The 26433-nt window shown below is 65.0% G+C and carries 25 protein-coding genes; 12 read left to right on the forward strand and 13 right to left on the reverse strand.

Annotated elements, in window-relative coordinates:
* Window positions 1-9 precede the first annotated feature (9 nt).
* From H9L13_RS05100 to H9L13_RS05115, 4 genes are read right to left on the reverse strand one after another with little or no spacing between them, the layout of a single operon-like run.
* Window positions 10-1026, reverse strand: coding sequence for an arginine N-succinyltransferase (locus H9L13_RS05100; protein WP_187539594.1), 1017 nt, complete (start codon window positions 1024-1026; stop codon window positions 10-12).
* Window positions 1023-2231 (reverse strand): hydrolase, encoded by a 1209-nt coding sequence (locus H9L13_RS05105; RefSeq protein ID WP_187539596.1) that lies wholly within the window; start codon window positions 2229-2231, stop codon window positions 1023-1025. Before H9L13_RS05105 ends, H9L13_RS05100 begins: the two co-directional genes overlap by 4 nt.
* Window positions 2232-2271: 40 nt before the next feature.
* The gene (locus H9L13_RS05110; RefSeq protein ID WP_187539598.1) at window positions 2272-2745 is read right to left on the reverse strand and encodes an RNA pyrophosphohydrolase; all 474 of its coding nucleotides are present in this window, start codon (window positions 2743-2745) and stop codon (window positions 2272-2274) included.
* 18 nt (window positions 2746-2763) lie between these two features.
* A complete protein-coding gene (locus tag H9L13_RS05115) occupies window positions 2764-3534 on the reverse strand; it encodes a hypothetical protein (protein ID WP_187539600.1) in 771 nt (256 codons plus the stop codon).
* Between the two features lie 101 nt (window positions 3535-3635).
* On the opposite strand from H9L13_RS05115, the gene H9L13_RS05120 reads away from it, so the two are divergent.
* The 5 genes from H9L13_RS05120 to H9L13_RS05140 all read left to right on the forward strand — a co-directional run bounded on the left by H9L13_RS05120 (window position 3636) and on the right by H9L13_RS05140 (window position 9583).
* The gene (locus tag H9L13_RS05120) at window positions 3636-5519 is read left to right on the forward strand and encodes a 2-oxoacid:acceptor oxidoreductase subunit alpha (protein WP_187539602.1); all 1884 of its coding nucleotides are present in this window, start codon (window positions 3636-3638) and stop codon (window positions 5517-5519) included.
* 143 nt (window positions 5520-5662) lie between these two features.
* Window positions 5663-6682 (forward strand): 2-oxoacid:ferredoxin oxidoreductase subunit beta, encoded by a 1020-nt coding sequence (locus H9L13_RS05125; RefSeq protein ID WP_187539603.1) that lies wholly within the window; start codon window positions 5663-5665, stop codon window positions 6680-6682.
* A gap of 137 nt (window positions 6683-6819) precedes the next feature.
* Window positions 6820-7776 (forward strand): metal-dependent hydrolase, encoded by a 957-nt coding sequence (locus H9L13_RS05130; RefSeq protein WP_187539605.1) that lies wholly within the window; start codon window positions 6820-6822, stop codon window positions 7774-7776.
* A 9-nt stretch (window positions 7777-7785) separates the two neighbouring features.
* Window positions 7786-9033: an SAM-dependent methyltransferase gene (locus tag H9L13_RS05135; RefSeq protein ID WP_187539607.1), complete on the forward strand. Its 1248-nt coding sequence runs from the start codon at window positions 7786-7788 to the stop codon at window positions 9031-9033.
* A gap of 73 nt (window positions 9034-9106) precedes the next feature.
* Window positions 9107-9583, forward strand: a complete 477-nt coding sequence (locus tag H9L13_RS05140; RefSeq protein ID WP_187539609.1) for a pyridoxamine 5'-phosphate oxidase family protein — start codon at window positions 9107-9109, stop codon at window positions 9581-9583.
* On the opposite strand, the gene H9L13_RS05145 is transcribed toward H9L13_RS05140, so the two are convergent.
* Window positions 9580-10302, reverse strand: a complete 723-nt coding sequence (locus tag H9L13_RS05145; protein ID WP_187539611.1) for an SDR family NAD(P)-dependent oxidoreductase — start codon at window positions 10300-10302, stop codon at window positions 9580-9582. The genes H9L13_RS05140 and H9L13_RS05145 overlap by 4 nt on opposite strands.
* A 222-nt stretch (window positions 10303-10524) precedes the next feature.
* Between H9L13_RS05145 and H9L13_RS05150 the strand changes: the two genes are divergently transcribed.
* Window positions 10525-10983, forward strand: coding sequence for a GAF domain-containing protein (locus H9L13_RS05150; RefSeq protein WP_244954827.1), 459 nt, complete (start codon window positions 10525-10527; stop codon window positions 10981-10983).
* Between the two features lie 50 nt (window positions 10984-11033).
* Window positions 11034-12056 (forward strand): sensor histidine kinase, encoded by a 1023-nt coding sequence (locus H9L13_RS05155; protein ID WP_223176484.1) that lies wholly within the window; start codon window positions 11034-11036, stop codon window positions 12054-12056.
* Here H9L13_RS05155 and purF read toward each other — a convergent pair.
* Both purF and msrA read right to left on the reverse strand, forming a co-directional pair.
* Entirely contained in the window at window positions 11974-13422 is a 1449-nt protein-coding gene (gene purF, locus H9L13_RS05160; RefSeq protein WP_187539615.1) for an amidophosphoribosyltransferase, read from the reverse strand. The genes H9L13_RS05155 and purF overlap by 83 nt on opposite strands.
* 110 nt (window positions 13423-13532) lie before the next feature.
* On the reverse strand, window positions 13533-14132 hold the full coding sequence (gene msrA, locus H9L13_RS05165; protein ID WP_187539617.1) for a peptide-methionine (S)-S-oxide reductase MsrA: 600 nt from the start codon (window positions 14130-14132) through the stop codon (window positions 13533-13535).
* A gap of 83 nt (window positions 14133-14215) precedes the next feature.
* On the opposite strand from msrA, the gene H9L13_RS05170 reads away from it, so the two are divergent.
* The 3 genes from H9L13_RS05170 to H9L13_RS05180 all read left to right on the forward strand — a co-directional run bounded on the left by H9L13_RS05170 (window position 14216) and on the right by H9L13_RS05180 (window position 16878).
* Window positions 14216-14629: a MerR family transcriptional regulator gene (locus H9L13_RS05170; RefSeq protein WP_187539619.1), complete on the forward strand. Its 414-nt coding sequence runs from the start codon at window positions 14216-14218 to the stop codon at window positions 14627-14629.
* Window positions 14629-16425 (forward strand): acyl-CoA dehydrogenase C-terminal domain-containing protein, encoded by a 1797-nt coding sequence (locus tag H9L13_RS05175; RefSeq protein WP_187539621.1) that lies wholly within the window; start codon window positions 14629-14631, stop codon window positions 16423-16425. Before H9L13_RS05170 ends, H9L13_RS05175 begins: the two co-directional genes overlap by 1 nt.
* 270 nt (window positions 16426-16695) lie before the next feature.
* Entirely contained in the window at window positions 16696-16878 is a 183-nt protein-coding gene (locus H9L13_RS05180; RefSeq protein ID WP_187539623.1) for a hypothetical protein, read from the forward strand.
* Between the two features lie 161 nt (window positions 16879-17039).
* Here the strand turns inward: H9L13_RS05180 and H9L13_RS05185 are convergent, their stop codons facing one another.
* Entirely contained in the window at window positions 17040-17630 is a 591-nt protein-coding gene (locus tag H9L13_RS05185) for an SOS response-associated peptidase (RefSeq protein ID WP_187539625.1), read from the reverse strand.
* A gap of 337 nt (window positions 17631-17967) precedes the next feature.
* On the opposite strand from H9L13_RS05185, the gene H9L13_RS05190 reads away from it, so the two are divergent.
* Window positions 17968-18435 (forward strand): hypothetical protein, encoded by a 468-nt coding sequence (locus H9L13_RS05190; RefSeq protein WP_187539627.1) that lies wholly within the window; start codon window positions 17968-17970, stop codon window positions 18433-18435.
* 61 nt (window positions 18436-18496) lie between these two features.
* Here the strand turns inward: H9L13_RS05190 and H9L13_RS05195 are convergent, their stop codons facing one another.
* The 4 genes from H9L13_RS05195 to H9L13_RS05210 form a co-directional block, all read right to left on the reverse strand.
* Window positions 18497-21190, reverse strand: coding sequence for a putative bifunctional diguanylate cyclase/phosphodiesterase (locus H9L13_RS05195; RefSeq protein ID WP_187539629.1), 2694 nt, complete (start codon window positions 21188-21190; stop codon window positions 18497-18499).
* 118 nt (window positions 21191-21308) lie between these two features.
* The gene (cysK, locus tag H9L13_RS05200; RefSeq protein WP_187539631.1) at window positions 21309-22229 is read right to left on the reverse strand and encodes a cysteine synthase A; all 921 of its coding nucleotides are present in this window, start codon (window positions 22227-22229) and stop codon (window positions 21309-21311) included.
* Between the two features lie 75 nt (window positions 22230-22304).
* Entirely contained in the window at window positions 22305-23576 is a 1272-nt protein-coding gene (locus H9L13_RS05205) for an MFS transporter (RefSeq protein WP_187539633.1), read from the reverse strand.
* 35 nt (window positions 23577-23611) lie between these two features.
* Entirely contained in the window at window positions 23612-24481 is an 870-nt protein-coding gene (locus tag H9L13_RS05210; protein WP_187539635.1) for an alpha/beta fold hydrolase, read from the reverse strand.
* A 111-nt stretch (window positions 24482-24592) separates the two neighbouring features.
* On the opposite strand from H9L13_RS05210, the gene radA reads away from it, so the two are divergent.
* Window positions 24593-25963 (forward strand): DNA repair protein RadA, encoded by a 1371-nt coding sequence (gene radA / locus H9L13_RS05215; RefSeq protein ID WP_187539637.1) that lies wholly within the window; start codon window positions 24593-24595, stop codon window positions 25961-25963.
* Here the strand turns inward: radA and H9L13_RS05220 are convergent.
* A complete protein-coding gene (locus tag H9L13_RS05220) occupies window positions 25960-26394 on the reverse strand; it encodes a hotdog fold thioesterase (protein ID WP_187539639.1) in 435 nt (144 codons plus the stop codon). The two genes, radA and H9L13_RS05220, sit on opposite strands and share 4 nt — an antisense overlap.
* Between the last annotated feature and the right edge of the window lie 39 nt (window positions 26395-26433).

Genomic DNA, 26433 nt, shown 5'->3' on the forward strand with positions numbered 1-26433 from the left:
CCGAAGCCATCAGCGCCCGACCACCAGCACCTGGTCGCCAACCTCGACCTCGAGCAATTCGGTTGCTTCGCGGTTAAGGCACAGGCCCTTCTTCGGCACGCGCTTCATGTTGGCGAAGCAGGCGCGGAAGTCGGTCAACTGCCCCGCGGACACCAGCGCCTTGGTGCGCCCGCCGTCACCGATCTCGCACACCGTCTCGGTCGCTGCCTCGCGCACCGTGCGGATGTCGTCGGTGTCGGCGACGACCGTCGGCCCGCCGTCGAAAATGTCGATGTAGCGGTCGAAGTAGAAACCCTCTTCCTCGAGCATGCGAAGCGCCGGGCGGCCGGTGGGATGGGGTTGCCCCATCACCGCCTGCGCGCTTTCCGCGAGCAGCGAAACGTAGATCGGCGTGCGCGGCATCAGGTCGGCGATGAAGCGCGTGCCGTGGACCGCGTTGAATTCGTCCGCTTCGGAAAAATGCATCCCGAAGAACCGCCCCGCGAGCCCGTCCCAGAAGGGGCAATTACCGGCTTCGTCCATGACTCCGCGGAGCTCGGCAAGCACCCGTTCGCCGAACCGCGCGCGATGCGCCTTGATAAACAGGTAGCGGCTGCGCGCAAGCAACGCGCCCCAACCGCCGGCGCGGCTTTGCGGATGAAGGAACAGCCCGCCGACCTCGGACGATCCCTCAAGGTCGGTGGTCAGCGTCAGCAATTGATTGCGGAAGGTCTTGCCCAATTCCGGGCTGGTCTGCGTGAGGTTGCCCAGATGGTAGGAATAGAAGGGCTGCACCACGCCCACCTGTCCGAACACCTGGCACGTTCCGCGCACCAGACCTTCGGCCGGGTCTTCCAGCACGAACATGTACATGTCGCCCTGCTGCCCGTCCTCGGCGCGGGCGAAGCTTTCTTCGGACCGCGCGATCTTGCCGACCAAAGTTCCTCGGTCGGGAGGCAGGTTGGTGAACCCGCCCCCAGTGAGCTTGGCCATTTCGTAGATGGCGGCGAAATCCTCGCCCCGAACGGGTCGCACGCGAAAGCTCATGCGCCCTCCGCCAGCCGCAGGATGGTGAGCGCCGACAAGGCCGCGCGCTCGCTCAAGCTGTCGACGATCAGATATTCCTCCGCGCTGTGGATCTTGCCCCCGCGCACGCCCATCGTGTCGACCACGGGCACGCCGCAGGCGGCGATATTGTTGCCGTCGCACACCCCGCCCGACGGCTGCCAGCCGATCGTCTGGCCAAGGTCGGCGCCGGCACTGCGCACCAGTGCGAACAGCGCCTCGGCCTCGGGCGTCAGCGGCTTGGGCGGACGGCCGAAGCCGCCGTGCGTTTCGATCTCGACGTCGTGTTTCGCAGCAATATCGCGCACCAGCGCAGCGATCATTTCGCGCGCCGCGTCTTCGTCTCCGGGCGTGGTCGGCCGCAGGTTGACGCGCAGGATCGCAAGGTCGGGAACGACGTTGCCCGGGCTCCCGCCCTCGATCCGCGACGGGTTGATCCGCAAACCCTCGTGCTTGGCGGCATCGAGCCGAAGCGCAAGGTCGGCGGCGGCCAGCACCGCATTGCGCCCATCCTCGGGATTGCGCCCGGCATGCGCCGATCGCCCGCGCACGATCAGCGCGAAATTGCCGCTGCCCGGCCGCGCTCCGGCCAGCGTTCCGTCAGGCAGCGCCGCGGGCTCATAGGTCAGTGCCGCGCGCTTGCCGCGTGCCGCCCGCGCCAGCAACGCCGCCGACGACAATGAGCCGACCTCCTCGTCGCTGTTGATGACGACTTCATATCCAATTCGTACCGCCGCCGGGCTGGCCTCGACCGCTTTCAGCGCCGCGAGCATGACCGCGATGCCGCCCTTCATGTCGGCCACGCCCGGCCCGCCGAGCACCGCGTCCGGCTCAATCCAGCTGGTTGCCTGAAACGGGTGATCGGGCGCGAACACCGTGTCCATGTGCCCGGTCAACAGCAGTTGCACCGGCGCGTCCGGCCGGACTGCAAGGTGCAGATGCCGGCCATGCTCGATCGACAATGTGCGTCCGCCCGCGTCGACGCTGTCCACCTCGGCCGGCGCTTCCAACGCAAGTGCGCCGGGCAAGTCGGCAAAGGCATCGCCGAGCAGGTCCGCCATTCGCGCGAGCCCCGCCAGGTTGCGCGACCCGCTGTTGACCGCCGACCAGGCGAGCACCTGCTGGAGCATCGGCGAGGCGCCCGCACGCTCGACCGCGGCCTGTTCGATGGACGACAATTCCCCCATGCCCGGCTCCTAGCGAGGACGCCGGATGAACGCCACACCGCTAAAGATACGCGGCGAACTCCTCGAGCAGGCGGCGGTACATGTCGCGCTTGAACGGTACGATCAGCTCGGGCAGCCGCGCCGGCTCGACCCATTGCCATTCGCGGAACTCGGGCTTGGGCGTGGCGATGTTGACGTCGCTGTCGCGGCCCAGGAATCGCGCCAGGTACCAATCCTGCTCCTGCCCGATCCACTGGCCGCGCCAGAAGCGGCCGACGAGCTCTTCGGGCAGATCGTAGCGCAGCCGCTCGGGACAATCGGCGATGCGCTCGACCAGGTGCGGCGGGATGCTTGTTTCCTCCTCGACCTCGCGCAGCGCTGTCGCCCACGGATCCTCGCCTGCGTCGATCCCGCCCTGCGGCATTTGCCAGGCGTCATCGGGATTGTCGCAGCGCGCCCCGACCCAGACATGGTTGTGCGCATTGAGCAGCATCACGCCGACCCCGCGGCGATAAAGATGGGCGTCGTTGGTCATGCTTTCCTGTGGGTCTCTTTAACGCTCCAGTCGATCGAGACGTTCGCGGACCCTGGTCGTCGCCGCCTCGAACGGGCCGAGGTTGCCGAGAAGCGCGGCCTGCGCGGCCATGTGCCATTGGAGATCCTCGAGCACCTCGGGCCGGCTACGCAACTTCGCGGCGGTCTGTGCTGCAACTTCCGCATCGATCACAAGGTCGCAGCGCGCGGGCAAGGTGACGAACTCATCGATGGTCTGCGGCGGCCGGTCGCCGCAGCGCTCGCGGATCCTTTCCTGCACGCCCATCGGGATGAGCCGCCGGACGTTGCGCCGATACGGCGTGTCGACCGCCGGCGTGTCGATCTGCGCATAGTCCGACGACATCAGGGTGGACAGGTCGGTCCTCAGCTCCGTGTCCTCGATCTCGCGCAGCCGGTCGGCGCCGAGCACGTTCGCCCACGCCGAGCCGTTAGTGCCGATGCCCGCGATTTGGCTGGCCTGGTAAGCGGCGATGACGAACGCGCTTTCGCTCACTCCGGGGCGCCCATCCCATCCGGCCTGTGCAGTTTCGGCATATTTTCGGGTGACGCCGTAATAGGCTCGGATCCCGTCGAAATATCCCTGGAGGAAGCGCAGCGACGGATCGAGCTGGGCGATCATCCGCCGCGTTTCCGCCTGGGCCGCGCGTTCCTGGTTCCAGTTTGCGACCCAGGTGCCGATGAACACCCCGACCACGACGATCAGAAGCTCGATTCCGATCGCGAACCAATTCTGCGCGCGCAGGTTGGCGGCGAAGCGTTTGTAGATCATCCCCGTCTCCCCCGGGCGCTCTTGTGCCGCTCGCCCGCTGCAATGGCAATTCCGCACGCAAACGGGTGGCGCGCGGGCACCGGCAGGCCTAGATAGCGCGCATGGCCACTGCCACGCACCGCGTCACCGAAACCGAAGCCCGCGCGAACCCGCCCAAGGAAGCGGTCGTCGTCCGCTTCGCCGGCGACAGCGGCGACGGCATGCAGCTCACCGGCGGGCAGTTCACGCTGTCGACCGCGCTCGCCGGCAACGACCTTGCGACCTTCCCCGATTTTCCCGCCGAAATCCGCGCGCCGCAGGGCACCACCTTCGGCGTCAGCGCCTTTCAGATCAATTTCGGCTCGACCGCGATCGAGACCGCCGGCGACCAGCCCGACGTGCTCGTCGCGATGAACCCCGCGGCATTGAAGGTGAATGTCGAGCATCTGCGCGAAGGCGGGCTGATCATCGCCGACGAAGGCGAATTCACCGCGCGCAACCTCGCCAAGGCGGGCTATGCGCAAAGCCCCCTCGACGACGGCAGCCTCGAGAAGTGGCAGGTCGTCCATTTCAACATCTCGCAGCTGACCCTCGACGCGGTGAAGCCATTCGGCCTCGGCAACAAGGAAGCCTTGCGCTGCAAGAACATGTGGACGCTCGGCCTGGCGCTGTGGATGTTCGACCGCGACCGCCAACCGATCGTCGACTGGCTCAAGGCCAAGTTCGCCAAGGCGCCCGAGCTCGCCGAAGCGAATATTGCCGCGCTTAACGCCGGCCATGCCTATGGCGAGACGGTTGAGATCGGCGGCCAGGTCCACAAGACCCATATCGACGCCGCGCCCGCGGAGCCGGGCCTCTACCGCACCGTGACCGGCGCCGAAGCGCTCGCTCTCGGCCTCGTCGCCGGCTGCCAGCTGGCGGGCCTCAAGATGTTCTTCGGCGGCTACCCGATCACGCCCGCCTCGGCGCTGCTCCATCACCTGTCGCGCCTCAAGGAATATGGCATCACCACCTTCCAGGCGGAGGATGAGATCGCCGCGATCTGCTCGGCGATCGGCGCCAGCTATGCGGGGCAGCTGGGCATCACCTCCTCGTCGGGCCCGGGCATCGCGCTCAAGACTGAAGCGATGGGCCTCGCGGTAATGACCGAGCTGCCGCTGGTAATCGTCAATTCGCAGCGCGGCGGGCCGTCGACCGGCCTTCCGACCAAGACCGAGCAGTCCGACCTCTACCAGGCGGTCTACGGCCGTAACGGCGACACCCCGATCCCGGTGATCGCCGCTCGCTCGCCCGCCGACGCGTTCGAATGCGCGATCGAGGCGTGCCGCATCGCGACCCGCTACATGACCCCGGTGATCCTGCTCACCGACGGCTATATCGCCAATGCCGCCGAGCCGTGGCGCGTGCCGGACATGAGCGGCTTCGCGCCGTTCCCGGTGCGCTTCTTCGACACGCCGCCTGGGGAAGGCGAGGGGGTCATGCCCTACGCCCGCAACGATGAGCTGGCGCGGCCGTGGATCAAGCCGGGCACCGCGGGGCTTGAACATCGCATCGGCGGGATCGAGAAGCAGCCCGGCACCGGCAACATCGATTACTCGCCCCACGCGCACCAGGAGATGACCGAGACCCGGCACCAGAAGGTCGCCAACGTCGCCGACAGCATTCCCGACCAGGAGGTGTGCATCGGGCGCGCGGGCGCCAAGCTGGCGGTCGTGGGCTGGGGCTCGACCTTCGGCCCGATTCACCAGGCGGTGCGCCGAGCGATCGCCCGCGGGCAGGACGTCGCGCACGTCCACATCCGCCACATCTCGCCGATGCCCAAAAATATGTCTGTCCTACTTAAGGGGTTCGAGCATATCCTCGTGCCCGAGATGAACATGGGCCAGCTCAAAACCCTGTTACGCGATCAGTTCCTGGTCGACGCCAAGCCACTCAACAAGGTGAGCGGCCATCCTTTCCGCATTGCGGAGATCGAAGCGGCGATCGAGGCCACACTCAACGGCTGATGAGCGTGAACAGGTGAACAGTCGCGCGCGTGATGAGTGAGACTTTATGAGACTTTCTGAATGAAACAGATCAACGTTTTCCCGATGCTCGCGATGCTGATCGTGGTTCTGCTGCTGCTCGCCTGGTTCGGCGGATATCTGTCATGAACGAACTCACGGCCATCCCAACGACCACCGCCAAGGATTGGGCGTCCGACCAGGAAGTGCGCTGGTGCCCCGGCTGCGGCGATTATGCGGTGCTGAAGGCCGTGCAGCGGACGATGCCCGACCTCAATGTCGCGCGCGAAAAGACCGTGTTCGTCAGCGGAATCGGCTGCTCTAGCCGCTTTCCATATTACATGGCGACCTACGGCTTCCACACCATCCACGGCCGCGCGCCGGCCTTCGCGACCGGGATCAAGCTCGCCAATCCGGAACTCGACGTGTGGGTGATCACCGGCGACGGCGACGCGCTCAGCATCGGCGGCAACCACACGATGCACTTGCTGCGCCGCAACCTCGACTGCCAGATATTGCTCTTCAACAATGAAATCTACGGCCTCACCAAGGGCCAATATTCGCCCACCAGCCGCATCGGCACGCGCAGCCCCTCGACGCCGTTCGGATCGGTCGACCGGCCGGTCACGCCGTGCATGTTCGCGCTTGGATCGGGCGCCCGGTTCATTGCGCGCGGCATCGACGTGCACAAGAACCTGCCCGAGGTGCTCAAGGCCGCGCACGCGCATCGGGGCGCCAGCTTCGTCGAAATCTACCAGAATTGCGTCGTCTACAACGACGACGTCTTCGCCGGATTCACCAGTCGCGAGGTCGCCGCCGACAAGCAGCTGTGGCTCAAGGCGGGCGAAAAGATGCTCTTCGCGGGCGGCACGAAGGGGCTGGCGCTCGATGCCGATCGGCTGACGCTCAAGGTCGTCGATGCGGATGACCCCGCGGTGATCACGCACGACCCCACCAACAAGGGCATCGCCGGGATGCTCATCGAACTGCCGCCCGAAGGCTTCCCGGTCGCGCTCGGCGTCATCTTCGAAGATCCGCGCCCGACCTTCGAAAGCGCCGTCATCGAACAAAACGTCGCCGCCGCCGCAGGCAAGGCCCCCGACCTCCAGAAGCTCGTCAGCAAGGGCCAGACCTGGCAAGTCGAAAAAGAACCGCGCGACCTGTGACGGATCAACATCCTCCCCACGATTTCGTGGGGAGGGGGACCAGCGAAGCTGGTGGAGGGGTTCTTGCGATGCGCTCAAGAACCCCTCCACCGCCTTCGGCGGTCCCCCTTCCCGGCAACTGCCGGGGAGGATAGTCCGTGGATAATCTCACCCATTCGATGGCCGGCTGGGCGCTAGGCCAGGCCGGCCTCAAGACCAAGACGCGCAAGGGGCTCGCGGCGCTGATCCTCGGTGCCAACATGCCCGACATCGACGTCTTCTTCGGCAATGCGCCGTGGGACCCGCTGGCGATCCACCGCGGCTTTACCCATGGCCTCGTCGGCGGGGTGCTGGTGATGCCGCCGCTGCTCGCGGGGTTGCTGTGGCTGCTCGACCGCTGGCAGCTACGCCACGACAAGCCGTTCAAGAGCGGACTCAAGATGCACGTCCCATGGCTGATCGCGCTTTGCTACCTGGGCGCGGTCACCCATCCGTTGCTCGATCTGCTGACGACCTATTCGGTGCAGCTCTGGTCGCCATTTTCGGGGCGCTGGTACCATGCCGACGGGCTGTTCATCATCGACATCTGGGTGTGGCTTGTGCTCGGCGGCGCGATCGGCCTGTCGAAGTGGCGCGAGCGCACGGGCCGCGAATGGCGCCGCCTGCCGCAAGCCGCAATTCTCGTCACGCTCGCCTATATCGGCGCCAATCTGTTGATCACGCAACGCGCTTACGCCGCAGTGCGCGAATGGGCGGGCGACCGCCCGGTGGATGGGATGTTCGCGTCTCCGCCGCCGGCCTATTCGTGGCGGCGCGATCTCGTCTGGCGCGAAGGCGGATGCTACCGCCGCAGCCATTATGATCCGTTCGACGGCGGGTTCGGGACGGTCGGCGCGTGCGAGCCGACCAACATGAGCGATCCGCTGATCCGCGCCGCCGTCCGTTACGATCCCGGGCTCCGCAAATTCCTCAAATGGTCGGTCCTGCCGCAGGCCGAGGTCACCCGCAAACGCTGCCGCGCTCATATCGCAATCGGCGACGCGCGCTATGGCGAGGGCCGCAATTCGCGCCTCGGGCATGAAACGGATCTGCCGCTCCCCGGGCCGGGCTGCTAGGCGCAAGAAATGGCGGGGCGTGGCGAACATCTTGTGCGGGGCGGGTTGCTGTTCGCCAACGGCAACAGCCTCGTCAGCCGCCTGTTCGCGCGCGGTTTCGCCCGCTTGCTCGATGAGATCGACGAGCGGCTGAAGGTCGGCGGGATCGTCGCAACCCAGCCCGACGGCACGGTCCGCCGCCTCGGCTTCCGAGCCCCGGGGCCGGAGTGTGTTGTCTATCTGCACAGCTGGAACGCGCTCGTCCGGCTCGCGACCTCGGGCTCGATCGGCTGGTACCGCGCCTGGGCCAAGGGCGAATGGAACTCGCCCGATCCGGTGCCTTTGTTCGCCTTGTTCATGGCCAACCGCCACAGCCTTGGCGGGCTTGCACGGTCGAAGGGCCTGGCCCGCGCCTTCAATCTCGCCCGGCATCACCTGCGCCGCAACGATCTTACCGGCGCTCGCGACAATATCGCGGCCCATTACGACCTCGGCAACGACTTCTACGCCGCCTGGCTCGACGACACGATGACCTATTCATCGGCGCGTTTTTCTCGGGCTGGTGAGAGCCTGGAGGCCGCGCAAGAACGCAAGGTCGCAACCCTGCTCGACCGGCTCGACCTAAAGCCCGGCCAGCGCCTGCTCGAAATCGGCTGCGGTTGGGGCAGTCTCGCCATCGCGGCGGCCAGGCGCGGCGTGTCGGTCGTCGGCCTGACCTTGTCGTTGGAGCAGAAGAAGTGGGCTGACAAAGCCTCGCTCAAGGCCGGCCTGTTCGACCGCGTCGAAATCCGCCTCGCCGACTATCGCGAGATCGACGAGCAGTTCGACGCCGTTGCTTCGGTCGAGATGGTCGAGGCCGTCGGCATGCGCTGGTGGCCCGCCTGGTTTGACGCCATCGCGCGCAACCTCAAGCCCGGCGGCCGCGCCGCGCTCCAGTTCATCAGCTTCGACCACGCCTTGTTCGACAGCTATTCGCGCAACCCCGATTTCATCCAGGCCTACATCTTCCCCGGCGGGATGCTGGTCGATGAGCCGCGCTTCGCGCTTCTCGCGGCGGAGCGCGGGCTCAGCTGGCAGGACCGCGAGGGCTTTGCGGAGGATTACGCCGAAACGCTCAAGCAATGGCGCCAGCGCTATGACGCGGCGGTCGCGCGCGGCGATCTTGCCGGGTTCAGCGACCGCTTCCACCAGCTGTGGCGTTACTATCTGATGTATTGCGAAGGCGGCTTTCGCGGCGGCGGGATCGACGTCGCTCAGGTCACCTTGGTCAAGGGCTAGGCTAAAAGCCGGTATCGGGAGCGCCCCGCCAGTCCGCGCGTTGCGCCTGCGAAACAGCAGGAGCAATGTTCAGATGGCCGACCTCAAGCTCAGCGACATCTCGGAGAAGATGCGCGACATCGATTTCACCATGCTTTCGACCCGCACCTCAGACGGCGCCATCGCCGCGCGCCCGATGAGCAACAACCGGCAGGTCGACTATGACGGCGACAGCTATTTCTTCACTTGCGACGACACCGGCACAGTCAAGGATATCTCAAGCGATCCCAACGTCGGGCTCGGCTTCCAGGCCAAGTCGGGACTGCTCAACATGAAGCCCTTCTTCATCGCCGTCGAAGGCAAGGCCGAACTGATCAAGGACAAGGGCCAGTTCGCCGAACATTGGACCAAGGATCTCGATGCCTGGTTCAAGGAAGGGATCGACACCCCCGGCCTGACGATGGTCAAGGTCCGCGCTACCCGCATTCATTATTGGGACGGTTACGACGAGGGCGAGATCAAGCTCGCCAAGGGTGCGGCCAACGACCGCGAGACCGAAGCGGCGCGCTAGGCGTCGACGCGGATCCGCTCGCCGGTGGGCGCATCGGCGAGCAACCGCTTCACGATTGCATCCGCCACCACTTCGGGCGGCTTGAGGCTCTCTGGCTCCTCGCCGGGGAAGGCGAGGGCGCGCATCCGCGTCCGCGTCGCGCCCGGGTCGACGATGTGCACCCGCATCCGCTCAAGGTACGACGTCTCGTCGGCATAGGCGCCGAGCAAATTCTCAAGCGCCGCTTTTGACGAAGCATAAGCGCCCCAGAAAGCGCGCGGCGCTTCGCCAACCGACGAGGTCAGCGCGACGATGTCGGCGCGGTCAGCACGCTTGAGCAGGGGATCGAACGCCGCGATCAGCGCCTGGTTGGCGAGAAGGTTGAGGCTGATGACCCGCGCATACTCCTTGGGGTCGATGTCCTGCACCGGCGTCAGCGAGCCGAGCATCGCGGCGTTGAGCACGAGAATGTCGAGCTTCTCCCAGCGTTCCGCGACCGCACTCGCAAGCTTGCCGATCGCATCGCCCTTGGTGAGGTCGATGGGCGCGATGGTCGCGGTGCCGCCGGAATCGTGGATCCGATCCTCGACTTCCTCCAGCGCCTTGCCAGTGCGGGCGAGCAGGATCACATGCGCTCCGGCCGCCGCAAGCATCTCGGCAGTTGCTGCGCCAATGCCCCGGCTTGCACCCGTCACCAGAGCGAGCCGGCCGGACAGGCATTTCGATTCGATTCCAGACATGTCGCGCGTGCCCCTGCACGCACGCGCAGCGCGAGGCAATGCGCGGCGATCTTCGACAAAGCTTCCGAACCCGCCGCGGAAGTCGTATGATTTGGCCATGCTGTGTTCACTAGCAGTGTGGCTGGACTGCGTGCCTTGGTAGCCTCGACTCTCTCAGATCTGGCTCCGAGCCAGTCTCCGGAACGCGTTGCTTCGGATCCTCTGGAGCACGCTGCAAGTCGCTTGGCGGAGGCACGAAGCGTCGACGAACTGGTTGCTGTCCTCCGCGGCCATGCCCGCCGGCTGATCGGCGCCGACGGGATCGCGATCATCCTGCGTGACGGTGAATGTTGCCATTATGTGGAGGAAGACGCGATCGGCCCACTGTGGAAGGGCGGCCGCTTTCCACTCGAAAGCTGCGTCAGCGGCTGGGCGATGGTCAACCGCCGGACCGCTGTCATTGCAGATATTCTGGCCGATTCGCGCGTACCGCATGAAGCCTATCGCGGGACGTTCGTTCGAAGCATGGCTATGGCACCGATGGGCGGCCCTGACCCACGCGGGGCACTCGGCGCCTATTGGGCCCAGGCCCATGTGGCTTGCGAGGCTGAGGTAAACATCCTGGAGCGGCTTGCAGACGTCGCTGGGGAAGCGCTCAACCGCCTCGCGGGGGAGTTGCGCCGCCGAAGGCACGACCGTTGAGATTCGCTGCCCGAAGGCGCTTGCGCCTGCCTCACATGGATGCCCAAACCTTGCTCCTTGCCCTGCTGCCGCGGAGAACCCTGCCGTTTTGGAAAGGCCAGCTTCTGGCGGTCGGACTGGCCGCCGTCTCGGGCGTGCTGCGGCACGCGGGCACTCCGTTGATCGGCACGACAAGTGTCTACACGGCCTTCTTTCCTGCGATTCTTATCGCTGCGCTTTGGGCTGGACCGCGGGCAGCAGCGACCGCCATCCTTGTGAGTACAATCGCCGGTGCCTGGATCAGTTTTTCGATTGAGGGCTCAGGTGTCGGTTGGCTGATGTTTCCGCTGATCGCCGCGGTAGTTGCGATAGTCGCCTGTTCGGTGCGTGCCGCGCTTGATGTTCAGCATTTCCGTTCCGGAGCGCTCGAGAACCGCGACCGCGAACTTGCCTCGATCAGCCGCGAGCTTGACCACCGCAGCAAGAACACGCTGGCGGTGGTCTCAGCACTGACTCGTCAAGCCGCTGAAGCGAGTGAAAACAAGGAGGAGATGCGCGATCGGCTGTGCGGGCATTTCGCCGCGATGGGCGCCGCGCAGACTTTGTTGCTGGAAGTCGGATCCAAGAATGTCGCCGTTAAACGGTTGGTAGAAGAGGCGCTCGCGCCTTTCATTCAGGAAGGGCAGATCAGCGTCGAGGTTGATCCCGAGCTGGAAGCGCCGACGGGATGCGAGGTTATGCTTAGCCTCGCCGTCAATGAGCTAGCGACCAATTCCTGTAAGTATGGCGCACTTTCAGCGCCCTCGGGGAATGTCCGAGTGACTGGTTCGCACACAGATTTGCAAGCGAATCTCGTGTGGTCGGAATTCGGCGGCCCGCGGGTTGAAACTCCGGGTCCGGCCAGCACCGGATCGCGGCTGATTAACCGGGCCCTCACGGGCGCGCCCGGCGGCCGCGTGGACGTCTCGTTTCATCCGGCCGGCTTACGCTGCGAATTTGCTGGTTGGCCGGTTAGCGGCTGGCGACGAGGGAAAGCGAGACTGCGGCTTCCTTTTCGGCGACGTCGGTCAATTGCGTCGGATAATCGCCGGTGAAGCAGGCGTCGCAGCGCTGCGGCTTCACGCCGTCGCGCTCCTCGCCCATCGCGCGGTACAGCCCCTCGATCGAAATGAAGGCGAGGCTGTCGGCATTGATGTAGTCGCGCATCTGCTCGATGCCCATTTGCGCCGCGAGCAGCTTGGCGCGTTCGGGCGTGTCGACGCCGTAAAAGCAGCTGTGGCGCGTCGGCGGCGAGGCGATGCGCATGTGCACTTCCTTGGCGCCCGCATCGCGCATCATCTGCACGATCTTCACGCTGGTGGTGCCGCGGACGATCGAATCGTCGATGAGGACGATGCGCTTGCCTGCGACCAGCGCACTGTTCGCGTTATGCTTGAGCTTGACGCCGAGGTGGCGGACTTCCTGGCTGGGCTGGATGAAGGTGCGCCCGACATAGTGCGAGCGAATGATGCCAAGCTCGAACGGAATGCCCGAGGCCTGGCTGAAGCCGATCGCCGCGGGGACGCCACTGTCGGGAACCGGCACGACATAATCGGCCTCGACCGGCGCTTCGCGCGACAGTTCGGCGCCGATGTTCTTGCGCACCTCATAGACCGACTTGCCTTCGGCAATGCTGTCGGGACGCGAGAAATAGACATGCTCGAAAATGCACGGCCGCGGCGCGAGCTTCTCGAATGGCCGGAAGGAGCGGGTACCGCCGTCGTTGACCAAGATCACTTCGCCCGGCTCGACATCGCGCAGGTAGCGCGCTCCGATCACATCGAGCGCGACGGTTTCCGACGCGAAAATCGTCGCTTCGCCGAGCTTGCCCATGACCAGCGGGCGGATGCCGAGCGGGTCGCGGCAGGCAACCAGGCCGTCCTCGGTCAGGACGAGGAGCGAATAGGCACCTTCGACCTGCTTGAGCGCATCGGTCAACTGGTCGAGGCGGTTGGAGAAGCTGGACGTGGCGACGAGGTGGATGATGACTTCGGTGTCGCTGGTCGACTGGAAGATCGAACCGCGGCGGTTGAGCGTCCGCCGGAGCTTCATCGCGTTCGACAGATTGCCGTTCTGCGCGACGGCGAAGCCTCCCTCGGCCATTTCGGCAAACAGGGGCTGGGCGTTGCGAAGCGACGATTCGCCGGTGGTGGCATATCGGACGTGGCCGATGGCGGTCGATCCGGCGAGTGGGCGCATCACCTTGTCGCGGTCGAAATTACCGGCGACGTGGCCCATCGCCTTGTGGGTATGAAAATGCTTGCCGTCGAAGCTGGTGATGCCCGCGGCTTCCTGCCCACGGTGCTGCAGCGCGTGCAGGCCGAGCGCAACGAAACTGGCCGCATTGTCGGCACCCCAGATGCCGAAGATGCCGCATTCCTCGCGGAGCTTGTCGTCGTCAAACGGATTGGTCGTCAGCATGTCCCGGTCCAGGCTGCGGCGAGTGTGAAAGCCATATAGGGGGAGCGGCGGCCTTTGTCGCCCCCGCGATGAACGCGGCGTGAAATCGGATTTGGCGCGTCCCCGAAAATCTAAGCTTTCCAGAGGTTTGGATAGCGCTTGCGAAGGCTTGCGACCTTAGGACGGTCATGCACGACGATATAGGGATGCATCGGGTTGCGCCGCGCAAAATCCTGATGTTCGGATTCGGCCCGAAAAAAGCGGCCGCTCTCGATCCTGGTCGCGATGGGGCGCTTATAGGCGCCGGTCTGCTTGAGCTTCTGGATGAAGACTGCCGCCGCACGCTCTTGTCCGGGCGATTGCGGGAAGATGGCCGAACGATAGCTCCGTCCCGTGTCCGGACCCTGGCGGTTCAACTGCGTCGGATCGTGCGCCACCGTGAAGTAGATCTGGAGCAGCTGACCGTAGCTGATCTGCGACGGATCATAGGTGATCCGCACCGCTTCCGCATGGCCCGTCCGCTCCGAGCTGACCTTGTCGTAAGTGGCATCGCTCGCCCGTCCGCCGGCATAGCCGGACACGACGTCCTGCACCCCGCGCACATGTTCAAACACCGCCTCCATGCCCCAGAAGCATCCGCCGGCGAGGACTGCGACATCGGTCTGCGCGGACGCCGGCGTGGCTACGGTGAGAGCACCGAGCGCCAGGGTGGGGAAGAGGAAGGATTTCATGGCGCCGCTTTATCTGTCGAGGGATGAACTCGCACTGACGAACTGTGATTGACGTTTACGTAAAGTGCGATCAATGCCGGGGCGTGGACGAATCGCATGATCAACTGACGATTGGCCAGCTTGGCGCCGAGTTCGGCGTGACCGCGCGCGCGCTGCGTTTCTACGAAGACGAAGACTTGCTGGCGCCCCAGCGGCGCGGCACGCAGCGTCTTTATTCGCAGCGCGACCGGGCGCGGCTGGCGTGGATCCTGCGTGGACGCCGCGTCGGTCTCAGCCTTGCCGACATCAAGGAACTGCTCGACCTCTACGACCTCGGCGACAACCGCCGTACACAGCGTCTCAAGACAATCGAGCGCTGTTCGGAGCAGGTCGAGAAACTGAAAGCGCAACGCGTCGATATCGATGCGACCATCGACGAACTCGAACAATTCATCGCCATGGTTACGCAGACCATGAACGCCGACATTCCAGCGAAAAGAGCCCAAGGAGCCGCCTGATGCCGATCTACACCGCGCCCGTGAAAGAGACCCGCTTCATCCTCGACGAAGTGCTCGACATCGGCCGCTATTTGAACCTTCCGGGCTTTGCCAACGCGTCGCCCGACGTGGTCGAGGCGATCCTCGAGGAGGCGGGCCGTTTCGCGTCGGAAGTGCTGGCGCCGCTTAACCGCGTTGGTGACGAACATGGCTGCAAGCGCAACGATGACGGGTCGGTGACCACCCCGCCGGGCTTCAAGGACGCCTACAAGCAATTCGTCGAGGCCGGCTGGCCGACGCTGACCGCGCCCGAGGAATATGGCGGGCAGGGGCTTCCGCAGGTCGTCGGCACTGCGGTCACCGAATATATCCTGTCGGCGAACCACGCGTTCGAAATGTACCAGGGGCTGACGGCGGGCGCGATCGCCTCGCTTCTCACCAAGGCCTCGGACGAGCTTAAGCAGACCTATGTGCCCAATATGGTCACGGGCCGCTGGACCGGCACGATGAACCTGACCGAGCCGCACTGCGGCACCGATCTCGGACTGCTCAAGACCCGCGCCGATCCCAATCCCGACGGCAGCTACGCCATCACGGGCACCAAGATCTTCATCTCCTCGGGCGAGCATGACATGTCCGAGAACATCATCCACCTCGTCCTCGCCAAAATCGCGGGCGCGCCGGACAATGTGAAGGGTATTTCCCTGTTCGTGGTGCCCAAGTTCCTGGTCAACGAGGACGGCTCGCTGGGTGAGCGCAACGGGCTGTCGTGCGGCGCGCTCGAAAAGAAGATGGGCATACACGGCAATTCGACCTGCGTGATGAACTATGACGGCGCCAAGGGCTGGCTGGTCGGCGAGCCCGAAAAGGGGCTGGCAGCGATGTTCATCATGATGAATGCGGCGCGGCTGGGCGTCGGCCTGCAAGGGTTGGCGCAGGGCGAGGTCGCTTATCAAAACGCGGTCGCCTACGCCAAGGACCGGCGACAGGGCCGCGCGCTCAAGCCGGAGCTGCGCGATGCGAACGCCAGGGCCGACAATCTGCTCGTCCACCCCGACGTCCGCCGCATGCTGCTCGAGGCGCGCTCGTGGAACGAGGCGGGACGCGCGCTGGTGCTGTGGGGTGCGTTGCAGGTCGACCTGATGCGTCGTTCGCCCGATGAGGCGGAGCGCCAGCAGGCCGACGACCTGCTCGGCCTGATCACCCCGGTCATCAAGGGCTATCTCACCGACAAGGGGCTCGAAGCCGCGGTCCTTGGCCAGCAGGTGTTCGGCGGGCACGGCTACATCCGCGAATGGGGCATGGAACAGTTCGTCCGCGACGCCCGCATCACGCAGATTTACGAAGGCACGAACGGCATCCAGGCGATGGACTTGGTCGGCCGCAAGCTGCCCAAGGACGGCGGCCGCGCAATCCGCACCCTGTTCGAGATCATCGGCCGCGACATTGCTGAAGCCAAGCAGGCGGGCGACCCGGCGGGGGTCGCCGCGGCGCTGGAGACGGCCGTCGGTGAATTGCAGGGCGCGACGATGTGGCTTGCCAAGAACGGCATGGCCGACCCCAATAACGCCGGCGCGGGCGCTTATGCCTATATGGAGCTGATGGGCGTGGTCACGCTTGGCTGGATGTGGATGAAGATGGCGGCTGCCTCATCGCGCCTGCTTGCCGAAGGGTCAGGTGACCGCGGGTGGCATGAAACGAAGCTGGCGACTGCGCAATTCTACGCCGAACGCGAACTGGTCATGGCACCGGCGCTGCGCCGCAAGGTCGAAGCGGGCGCCGAAACGCTCATGAAGATCCCCGAAGAGGCGTTCTAACGGCCAATCTGTCCCAGCCCGGGACAGTGCCGATAAGGCCGTTGCGGCGGCCGGGTGATCGGCAGATGATCGAAGGGTCGCCGCGCTAATCCCCTTGTGCGGCGCTACAGGCGTAAGGAAGGCTCGTCCGGCACGCGGGGCGAGCCTTCTTGCTGTCACATGCGGTAAATAGGCCGCGGAGTCGGTTGGCGGGGCAAATAATGTTATGGTGCCCCGGTCCGGCGCGCGACTCGCGCTCTGGAAGTTCGCTAGCTGCCATCGGGGGGTGGCATGAGTCGTGACATGGAATATTTCCGCCGCCGGGCGGCCGAGGAGCGCATCGCCGCGATGCAGGCGGCGCATCCGAAAGTGCGCGAGGCGCATCTGGAAATGGCCCGGATGTACGAGGACCGGATGACCGAGCCACGCGAAGAAGGTCAGGTCGTCACCTTGGACCTTCCGACCGTGGCCTGACTGGCCCTACCGAAAGATAAGCTTTCAGCAGTTACGAGGCCGGTTAGATTTGTGCTGCCGACTCCGGAGGATCGCCCGATCTCGGGGCGGCATCCCAGCGCTCAGCAAAATCGCTGGTACGAAAGGCCCGCACATGCCCCCGGCGTATGCGGGCCTTTCTATTAGGCGGGCGCGGCCATGCTTGTTTCGACCGTGAGCGTGCCCGCAGGCAGAGCCCGGAGAAGATCAGGCGCATTGCCCGAATGATCGAGCCACCTCCCCCAGTCGGCAGGGTCCAGCACCGCGACTTGCCGGCTATGGTAAGGCGCGACGTCCGGCCCGGGCTCGGTCGTCAGCATGGTGAAGGCTTGTCCGATACCGGGCACGGTTCGCATCAGCCCGGCGATTGCCAGCATGGGTGCACCGGATGCGGTAAACAGCCAACGGTCCTTGCGTCTTTGCTTCGGATCCGCCGGTGCCGTGAATTCGTAAAAACCATCGGCTACGATCAGGCATCGGCCGGACTTGAAGTCGCGCCCCTCGGATCGGAAATTGTAGACGGGCTTGCCGTTAGGGGCGGGCCAACTCCATCGTCGAACGACAAGCTCGTATCCCAAGGCGCCTGCCCGCACGATCGGCGCCTGGTCAGTGATGCGGACATCCCGCGGTTCGAGGTTCGGAACGCCTTCCGGAAAGCTGAGCGGCATTTGCACATCGCGGAAAATCCCCGCGATCTCATCCACCGATTTGGTTTGCGTATAGAGATTGCACATCGCGACGCTTCTAGCGCGCGATCATGCATTCGAGGAGCGCGCGGCTACGCGACCGCGCGCCTTTGCTGATGCGGTTCTAGAACAGGATCACGAGGATGATGATCAGCAGGATCAGGCCGCCAAGTCCGATATACATAGTGTCTCTCCCTGGTTGCGTGTTCCTCCAACCGCAAGAGGGGCGGGAGGTTCCGAACTTCGCACCACAGCGGCGGGTTTAGGGAGGGTTCACCTTTCGACGACGAGTCGATGCTGAAGTGCGACGAAATCCGCACCGTGAGGCGGTGGCGGATCGTTGTGCAGGACAAAGGCTCAGTATCGAGAAGGGAGTTTCCCAGCCATGAATATGAAGATGATCCTCGCCGGCACGGCCGGTCTCGCCGCTTTGGCCACGGCCGCCCCGGCAACTGCTCAATATGGCTATTACGCGCAACCGTACGGTTATACGCCGCAATATGGCTACGCCCAGCAGTACGGCTACGGGTACAATACGACCGCTCTTGCCTCTCAGCGTTGCACGGCCGCGGTACAGGCGCGGCTGCAGAATCGCGTTGGCATCCAGAGCATCTTGGGCGCCGTCCTTGGCGTCAACACTTCGGGCCGCGTGCTTAGCGTCACGCAGGTGACGCCGCGCCGAAACGATGTCCGTGTTCGCGGTCTCGCCAGCAGCGGCCGGCAGGCCGGCTATGGTCCGTATGGCGTTGGTGCCTATGGCGCCTACGGCTACGGTTTCCAGCCGGACCTCTCATTCAATTGCCGCGTCGACTACAACGGCTACGTCCGCGACGTGAACATCAACCGCCGTTAATCCAGCGGAGAGGCAAAGGAAGCGCCGGGCTTACGCCCGGCGCTTTTCTTTTGGTCCGCCCTCAGCTCGCCTCGCGGCGTTCGACATACCAAGGGATCAACATCTTCGCCTGATTTCCCTTCGCCTTCTTGGGTGCCAGCCGGGTAAGATCGAACGTTTCGTGGAACTGAACGCCGAACATCCCGGATTGCGACCAGCGGACGACCGCCCTCACCGGGCCGACACCGACGATGTCGATGACCAAATGATCGCCCGGCGCGACTGGAATAGGACACTCGGCCAGCGCACCCATCGATGAGATGTTGCGCAGCTTGATCTCCAGCACCTCCTCATCGATCGCCGTGATGGCACGGCGCATCAAACGATGGCGCGGTTCGCGGATGCACTGGTAGCCATCCGCCTCGACCGTGACGGTATTGGCCAGCCGACGGGTGATTTCTCCGTCCGCAGGGCGCCCGAAGATATAGCCCTGCACCATGCTGACGCCGAGTTCGCGGATGAGTTGCAGGTCGTCATGCGTCTCGACGCCCTCGGCGCAAGTGTCCATGCCAAGCGTTTCCGCCAAGGTCACGATCGCGCGGATGATTGCCGCGTTGCGATTCGTGCTGGACGTCGACGCCGCGCCACGAACGAAGCTCTGGTCAATCTTGATCTTGTCGAACGGCGCTTTCTTCAAATAGCCGAGCGAGCTGTAGCCTGTTCCGAAGTCGTCGAGAGACAGGCGCACGCCCAGCTTCTTCAGCTTCGCGAACGTGTCATCGGTAGAATCACCGTCGGCCAGGAAAACCCCCTCGGTGATCTCCAGCTCCAGCCGGTCCGGCCGGACTCCGCTCGTTTCCAGATGCTCGGCGACCATCGCCACCACGCCCGGGTCGTTGAACTGGAGCGGGGAGAGGTTCACTGCCACGCGAACGTGATCCGGCCAATGGGACGCTTCTTCAAGGGAAGTGGCAAGCACCCATTCCCCGATTTTGCCAATCAGGCCGGCTTCCTCCGCCAAGGGCACAAATTTGGCCGGCGAGATGGCGCCGCGCGTCGGGTGTTGCCAGCGGACCAGCGCCTCGAAGCCGGAAATCTCTTCGCCCGCAGTGCGCACGATCGGCTGGTAATGGACGCTGAGCTCGCCGCGCTCGATCGCTTGGCGAAGCTCATTCTCCAGCTGCTGCCGCTCGGCAGCTTCGCTGTGCATCGAGGGTTCGTAGAAGATGTGCTTGCCACGGCCAGCGGCTTTCGCGGCGTAGAGCGCAAGGTCGGCGTTGCGCACCAGCGCGTCCGCTTGGCTTCGGCCGGGATCGCCGATCGTTATGCCGACCGAAGCCCCAATGGTCACCTTGTGGCCCTCGATCATGTACGGGCGCGACACTTGTTCGATCAGCGTGCGGGCTAGGGATTCCAGAAGGCCGATATCGACAGTGCCCGGCAGCACCGCCTGGAATTCGTCGCCGCCGAGGCGCCCGATCTGTCCGTGAATGCCCATCACCGATGTCAGGCGATCGGCGACCTGGCGCAGAAGCGCGTCGCCGATAGGATGGCCGAGCGTATCGTTGACGTTCTTGAATCGATCAAGGTCGATCAGGAACATTGCGCAGCCCTTCTGCCGGTGGGCGGCGTTGCGCAGCGCCTCCTCCAGCGTCTGGCGCATCATGGCGCGGTTGGGCAGACCTGTCAGGGAGTCGAAACGTGCAAGGCGGGTGATCTCCTGCTCGGAGCGCCGCTGCTCGGTGAGATCGGTCCCGATACCCCGGAATCCGAGGAAGCGCCCATGCTCGTCGAAGATGGGGTTGCCCGACAACGACCAATGGACTTCGCCGTCACTCGCCGGGCGAACCACCACGTCGGAAAAGGGGAACCGGGCGGAAAGGTGGAAGCCGAGGGTCTTGCGCTCCTCCATCGTTGCCCCCGGGTCGGTATCGACCGACAGCAAGTCGGTGAAGCGGCGGCCAAGAAGCTCCGCCGCCTCGCACTGGAAATCATCGGCAAGCTGCTGCGAGACGTAGGACAAGGTGCCTTCGGCATTGGTTTCCCAGAACCAGCCCCGGCCCGTGTCCTCGAACTCATCGACGAAACATTGCGCCTTGCGGGCCAGCGCTTCGACCCGCAGCCGCTTGCGGCCTGCAGCGATGATGCTCTGCGCGCAGCTCACGCTGTAGGCGAGGGCAAGCAGCGACAGCACCGTAATGCAAATCAACATGACCGGCGATCCGCCAAACAGCAGCGAGGCGACGATGCAGACGGCCGCAGTGACCATCGCCATCGGAGGGCAACTGATTGATGCGATCGCGGCCATCGCAAGGCCGGCAACCATAACGGCCACCATCGCGTGGTCCGTTGCGTGCCGATCCTGGCTGGCGATCGCCGCGCCGAACAAAGTCCACATCAAGCCAACCGCTGCAAGGTAAGCGCAAAGGGCCCGGACGATGGTGTGTGGCGGAAGCTTGAAGCGATCGCGATACTTCAGCGCCACAGCCGCGCCGACATCGAGCAACAGGACGAGGACGGCCGGGACCGCAGGGCTCGCGAGCGAGGCGGCAAATGCGATCTGGGGCATCAGCAAGAAGCAGGTGCCGGCGACCAGCAAATGGGTGGCGCCGAGCAGCAGTGCAGCGTGCTCGAGCGTCGCGACGCGCCAGGCTGAAACGGATTGCTCCTCGGTGCTGCTGAGGGAGGCGACGTCGAACCACAAGGCCTCGCTGATCGAGGCGCGATCCTGACCCTGTTCGGGCTGGCTAGCCTTGGCAAATCGCGACCTGCGCATTTTCGTCCCTACTCACTGGTGGCGGACGCATGATGCGGCCCTGCCCAACGCACGTGGGGGACTTTAACGGCGAGGGTTAACTGCGCCCCGAACGAACGGGGTTAGCGTCCGCTTAAACCTATTCAGGCAGGAACTCGGGCACGGAGAGATAACGTTCGCCCGTGTCGTAATTGAAGCCAAGGATTCTGGGCCGCTCGCCAAGGTCGGGCAGCTTCTGATGGATGGCGGCCAAAGTCGCGCCCGAGGACACGCCGACGAGCATGCCTTCCTCGCGCGCGGCGCGGCGCGCCATATCCTTCGCGTCGTTCGGATCGACCTGGATGATCCCGTCGAGCAGGTCCGTGTCCATGATGCCTGGCACAAAGCCGGCGCCGATGCCCTGGATCGGGTGCGGTCCGGGCTGCCCGCCGGACAGCACCGGCGACAAGGTCGGCTCGACCGCGAACACTTTGAGAGCAGGCCATTCCTGCTTGAGCACCTCGGCGCAGGCGGTGATGTGGCCCCCGGTGCCGACGCCGGTGATCAGCGCATCGGGCGGGGAGTCGGCGAAGTCCTTGAGGATCTCCTGCGCGGTGGTGCGACGGTGCACCTCGAGGTTCGCGGGATTTTCGAACTGTTGCGGCATCCATGCACCCGGCGTTTCGGCAACGATTTCTTCGGCACGGGCGATGGCGCCTTTCATGCCCTTTTCGCGCGGGGTGAGATCGAAGGATGCGCCAAAGGCCAGCATGAGACGCCGACGTTCGAGGCTCATGCTTTCGGGCATCACGAGGATCAGCTTATAGCCCTTCACCGCGGCGACCATTGCAAGCCCGATCCCCGTGTTGCCCGACGTCGGCTCGACGATCACCCCGTCGGGCTTCAATTTGCCGGATTTTTCGGCGTCCTCGACCATCGCGAGCGCGATGCGATCCTTGATCGATGCGCCGGGATTGGCCCTCTCCTGCTTGATCCAGACTTCGGCGCGATCGCCGAACAGGCGGTTGAGGCGAACGTGCGGCGTGTTTCCGATGGTCTCGAGGATGTTCGCGGCCTTCATGTCGAGATCTCTCCTGTGCGGTCGGGGACGCTTAAGCCGCCGCTATATGGGTCCGGTCGGCCAAGTTGAACAGCGTCATACGCCGCCTGCCGCGACCGGCGGCTTTTCCGGCGCGGGATCGGGCAGGTCGAAGGTGCGCGCGCGGCGAAGCTCGGGGAACCAGCGTGCCCAGATCAAGGTGACGATGATTGCGGCGATGCCGCCGCCGACGGTCGCGGCGACGGGGCCAATCAGCGCTGCGGAAAAGCCGCTCCGGGTCTCGCCCAGTTCGTTGGAGGCCGAGATGGCCAGCGTCGATGCGGCCGACACCCGGCCGCGCATCGCGTCCGGCGTGTGCAGCTGGATGAGCGATTGACGAATATAGACCGAGAACATGTCGGCGGCGCCGAGCAGCGCGAGCATGGCCAGCGACAGAAAATAGAATTTCGACAGGCCGAAGATCGCTGTCGCGGCGCCGAACACGACGACTGCGGCCAGCATCTTCACGCCGACGTCGGTCTTAATCGGACGGAACGAGAAATAAATCGCGGTCAGCGTCGCACCGAGCGCCGGCGCGGCGCGCAGCGGGCCGAGGCCCTGAGCGCCGACGACCAGGATGTCCCGGGCATAAACGGGCAGCATGGCGGTCACCCCACCCAGCAGGACCGCGAACAGGTCCAGCGTGATGGCGCCAAGAACGAGCCGGTTGCGGCGCACGTAGCTCAGCCCTTCGATCATGCGCTGGATCGGTTTGCCCGGCTCGATCTTCGGCCGTTCGACCGGTGGGATCAGGAACAAGCAAAGGGTGGCGAAGGCGAAGAGCGCCGTGCTCACGCCGTAGGAGAGGTGCGGCGTGATGTCGTAGAGGATGCCGCCAAGCGCCGGTCCGATGATCGCACCCGACTGCCAGGCGGTGGAGCTGAGTGCGATGGCGCGCGGCAGGAGGTCGCGCGGGACGAGGTTGGGGGCAAGCGCGCCCAGTGCCGGTCCGGCGAAGGCCCGCGCGACGCCGAGCAAGGCGGCGACGCCGAACAAGATCGGCAAGCTGAGCTGACCCGTCCAAGTCGCCAGAAAAAGGATCAGCGCGCATAGCGTTTCCAGCGCGACGACCGCGCGCGCGACGTGCCGGCGGTCGAGGCGGTCGGCGACCCATCCACTCATGGGCGTCAGCAGGAACAGGGGGACGAACTGGACGAGGCCGATCAGCCCGAGCTGAAACGCAGCATCGCCGATGCTCATCGTTTCGCGGGAGATGTCGTAGACCTGCCAGCCAATGACGATGACCATCGCCATCTGCGCAATGGTCGTCGTCAGCCGCGCCAGCCAGAAGGCGCGGAAGGCCGGGATGCGAAGCGGGGCGGGGATCACGCCCCGCCCCTAATCGCTGCTTGCTCTGCCCGCAATCAGGCGGTCTGGTTGAGCGGGATGGCGCTGCGCTGGCTGGTGTTGGTGCCCAGGAAGGCGCGGATGTCGTCGGTCAGCCGCTGCTTGTCGGTGGCGAACAGGCCGTGGGCCGATCCGTCATATTCGATCAACTGCGCTTCCGGAACCGCCTTCTTCACCTCGCGCGCGGTGGCGTCGATGGGGACGGTCGCGTCCTTGGTGCCGTGGATGACCAGCGTCGGCATGGTGAAGGCCTTGAGGTCGCCGCGGAAATCGGTGGTGGCAAAGGCCTGTGCCGCCGCCAGCGTCGGCCGCAATCCCGCCATCAGGGCCTGGCGCTGGAAATCCTCGAGCACGCCATCGCTTACCGGATGGGAAATCACGCCATTGCCATAGAAATCCTTGGCGAAGGACTGGAAGAAGTCGGCGCGATCCTGTTTCATGCCGGCGGTCATTTCATCGAAGGTCGACTGCGGAACGCCGTTGGGATTGTCGTCGGTCTGCAGCATGTAGGGCACGACCGATCCGATCAGGATCGCCTTGCTGAACTTGTTGCCATGGCGGGCAACAAGCTTGGCGACTTCACCGCCACCCATGGAAAAGCCCGCGACGACGATATTGCCGCTGACCCCAGCGTCGTCGAGCACCGCTTCGACGTCGGACGCGAACGTGTTGTAGTCGTACCCGTCCCACGGCTGGTCGGAGCGGCCGAATCCGCGGCGATCAGGGACAATGCTGCGGTAACCGTCCTCGGCGAGAGCGACCGCGAGGTCGTCGAACGTATCGCTGGTCAGCGGCCAGCCGTGGAGGAGGACAATCGGCGAACCATCGCGCGGTCCCCAGTCCTTGTAGAAAAGTGAAACTTTGTCCTTGGTCACGGCGCGGGGCATTACGGAAACTCCTAACTGGGGGAACGGCATCAACGCGTGGCGCCATGGAAGGTGTCGCTCAGCAAAGCGCAGCCCCTTGCGTTCGTGCTTCGTTCCAGTAACTTGTGCGCCATGGCGAAGGTCAAAGCGCGTTACGTCTGCCAGGCCTGCGGATCGGTTTCGACCCGCTGGCAGGGCCAGTGCGCCGATTGCGCCGAATGGAACACGCTCGTCCAGGAATCGGCCGATGTGTCGAGCATCTTTGCGGCCAAGCATAATTTGCAGGGCGGCGGGCGCACGATCCAGCTGGTCGGCCTCGAAACGCCCGCCGCCTTGCCCGATCGGCTTGCCAGCGGACTCGCCGAATTCGACCGCGCGATCGGCGGCGGCATCGTTGCCGGTTCGGCGATGCTCGTCGGCGGCGATCCGGGTATCGGCAAATCGACCTTGTTGTTGCAGGTCGCGGCGCGGCTGGCCGCCGAAGGGCGGCGGGTCGTCTATGTGTCGGGCGAGGAATCGGCCGAGCAAGTGCGCCTGCGCGCGGTCCGGCTCGGGCTTGGCGGCGCGCCGGTGCAGCTCGCAGCGGCGACTTCGGTGCGCGATATCCTGACGACAATGGGGGAGAGCGAGCCGCCGGCGCTGCTGGTCATCGATTCGATCCAGACGATGCACAGCGACCTGATCGAGGGCGCGCCGGGCACCGTCAGCCAGGTCCGCGCGTCGGCGCAGGAACTGGTGCGCTTCGCCAAGGAGCGCGGCACCGCCGTGATCCTGGTTGGCCATGTCACCAAGGACGGGACGATCGCCGGTCCGCGCGTGCTTGAGCATATGGTCGACACCGTGCTCAGCTTCGAAGGCGAGCGCAGCCATCAATATCGCATCCTGCGCGCCATGAAGAACCGCTTCGGCGGGACCGACGAGATTGGCGTATTCGCGATGGAAGGCGCGGGGCTGACGGAGGTCGCCAATCCGTCGGCTTTGTTCCTGACCAATCGCGGCGAGCCGGTCAGCGGCACCAGCGTCTTTCCTGCGATCGAAGGCACGCGCCCCGTGCTCGTCGAAATCCAGGCGCTGGTCGTGCGCCTGGCGTCGGGCGCGACGCCGCGGCGTGCCTCGGTCGGGTGGGACAGCGGCCGCTTAGCGATGATCCTGGCCGTCCTCGAAGCGCGCTGCGGCCTCAGTTTCGCGACATCCGAAGTCTATCTGAACGTCGCCGGCGGTTATCGCCTGAGCGATCCCGCCGCAGACCTTGCCGTCGCCGCCGCGCTAATTTCCGCGCTGTCCGAGCGGCCCGTGCCGAGCGAGGCGGTGATCCTGGGCGAGATTGCGCTGTCGGGGGAGATCCGCCCGGTGGCGCATGCCGGGCTGCGCCTCAAGGAAAGCGCCAAATTGGGGTTCGAGACTGCCTGGGTGCCTAAAAGCGTGAAGGGCGGCGAGAAGGGGATGCGCCTGGCCGAATTCGCCAACCTGCGCCAGCTAGTCGAGCAGATCCTCGGCCGTTAGCCGCGCGCCATCGCGATGACCGCCATCGTCAGGCGCGAAATGCAGACGAGCCGGTCGTCATCGTCGGTGATCCTGATCGTCCACACCTGCGTAGTCCGCCCGATCGCGTCGGGGCGCGCGGTGCCGTAAACGTATCCGCCTTTGACCGGGCGGATGTGGTTGGCGTTGATCTCTAGCCCGACGGCGAGGAACTGGTTGCTGTCGAGCACCATGTTGGCTGCGACCGAACCCACCGTCTCGGCCAGCGCGCAGGACGCGCCGCCGTGAAGCCGGCCCTGCGGCTGCACCGTGCGGTGATCGACCGGCATGCGCGCCTTTAGAAAATCGTCGCCCACTTCGACGATTTCGATGCCGAGATGCGCGATCATCGTACCCGCGCCGCTGCCTGTAACCGCATTTGGATCAGGATTCTCAAGATGCCAAATGGCCATGCTTCGTCCCATCGTTTCGCGGTCTTTACCGTCTGGGAG

Origin of the sequence: Sphingomonas lutea, assembly GCF_014396785.1 — a bacterium.
Taxonomy (GTDB): Bacteria; Pseudomonadota; Alphaproteobacteria; order Sphingomonadales; family Sphingomonadaceae; genus Sphingomicrobium; species Sphingomicrobium luteum.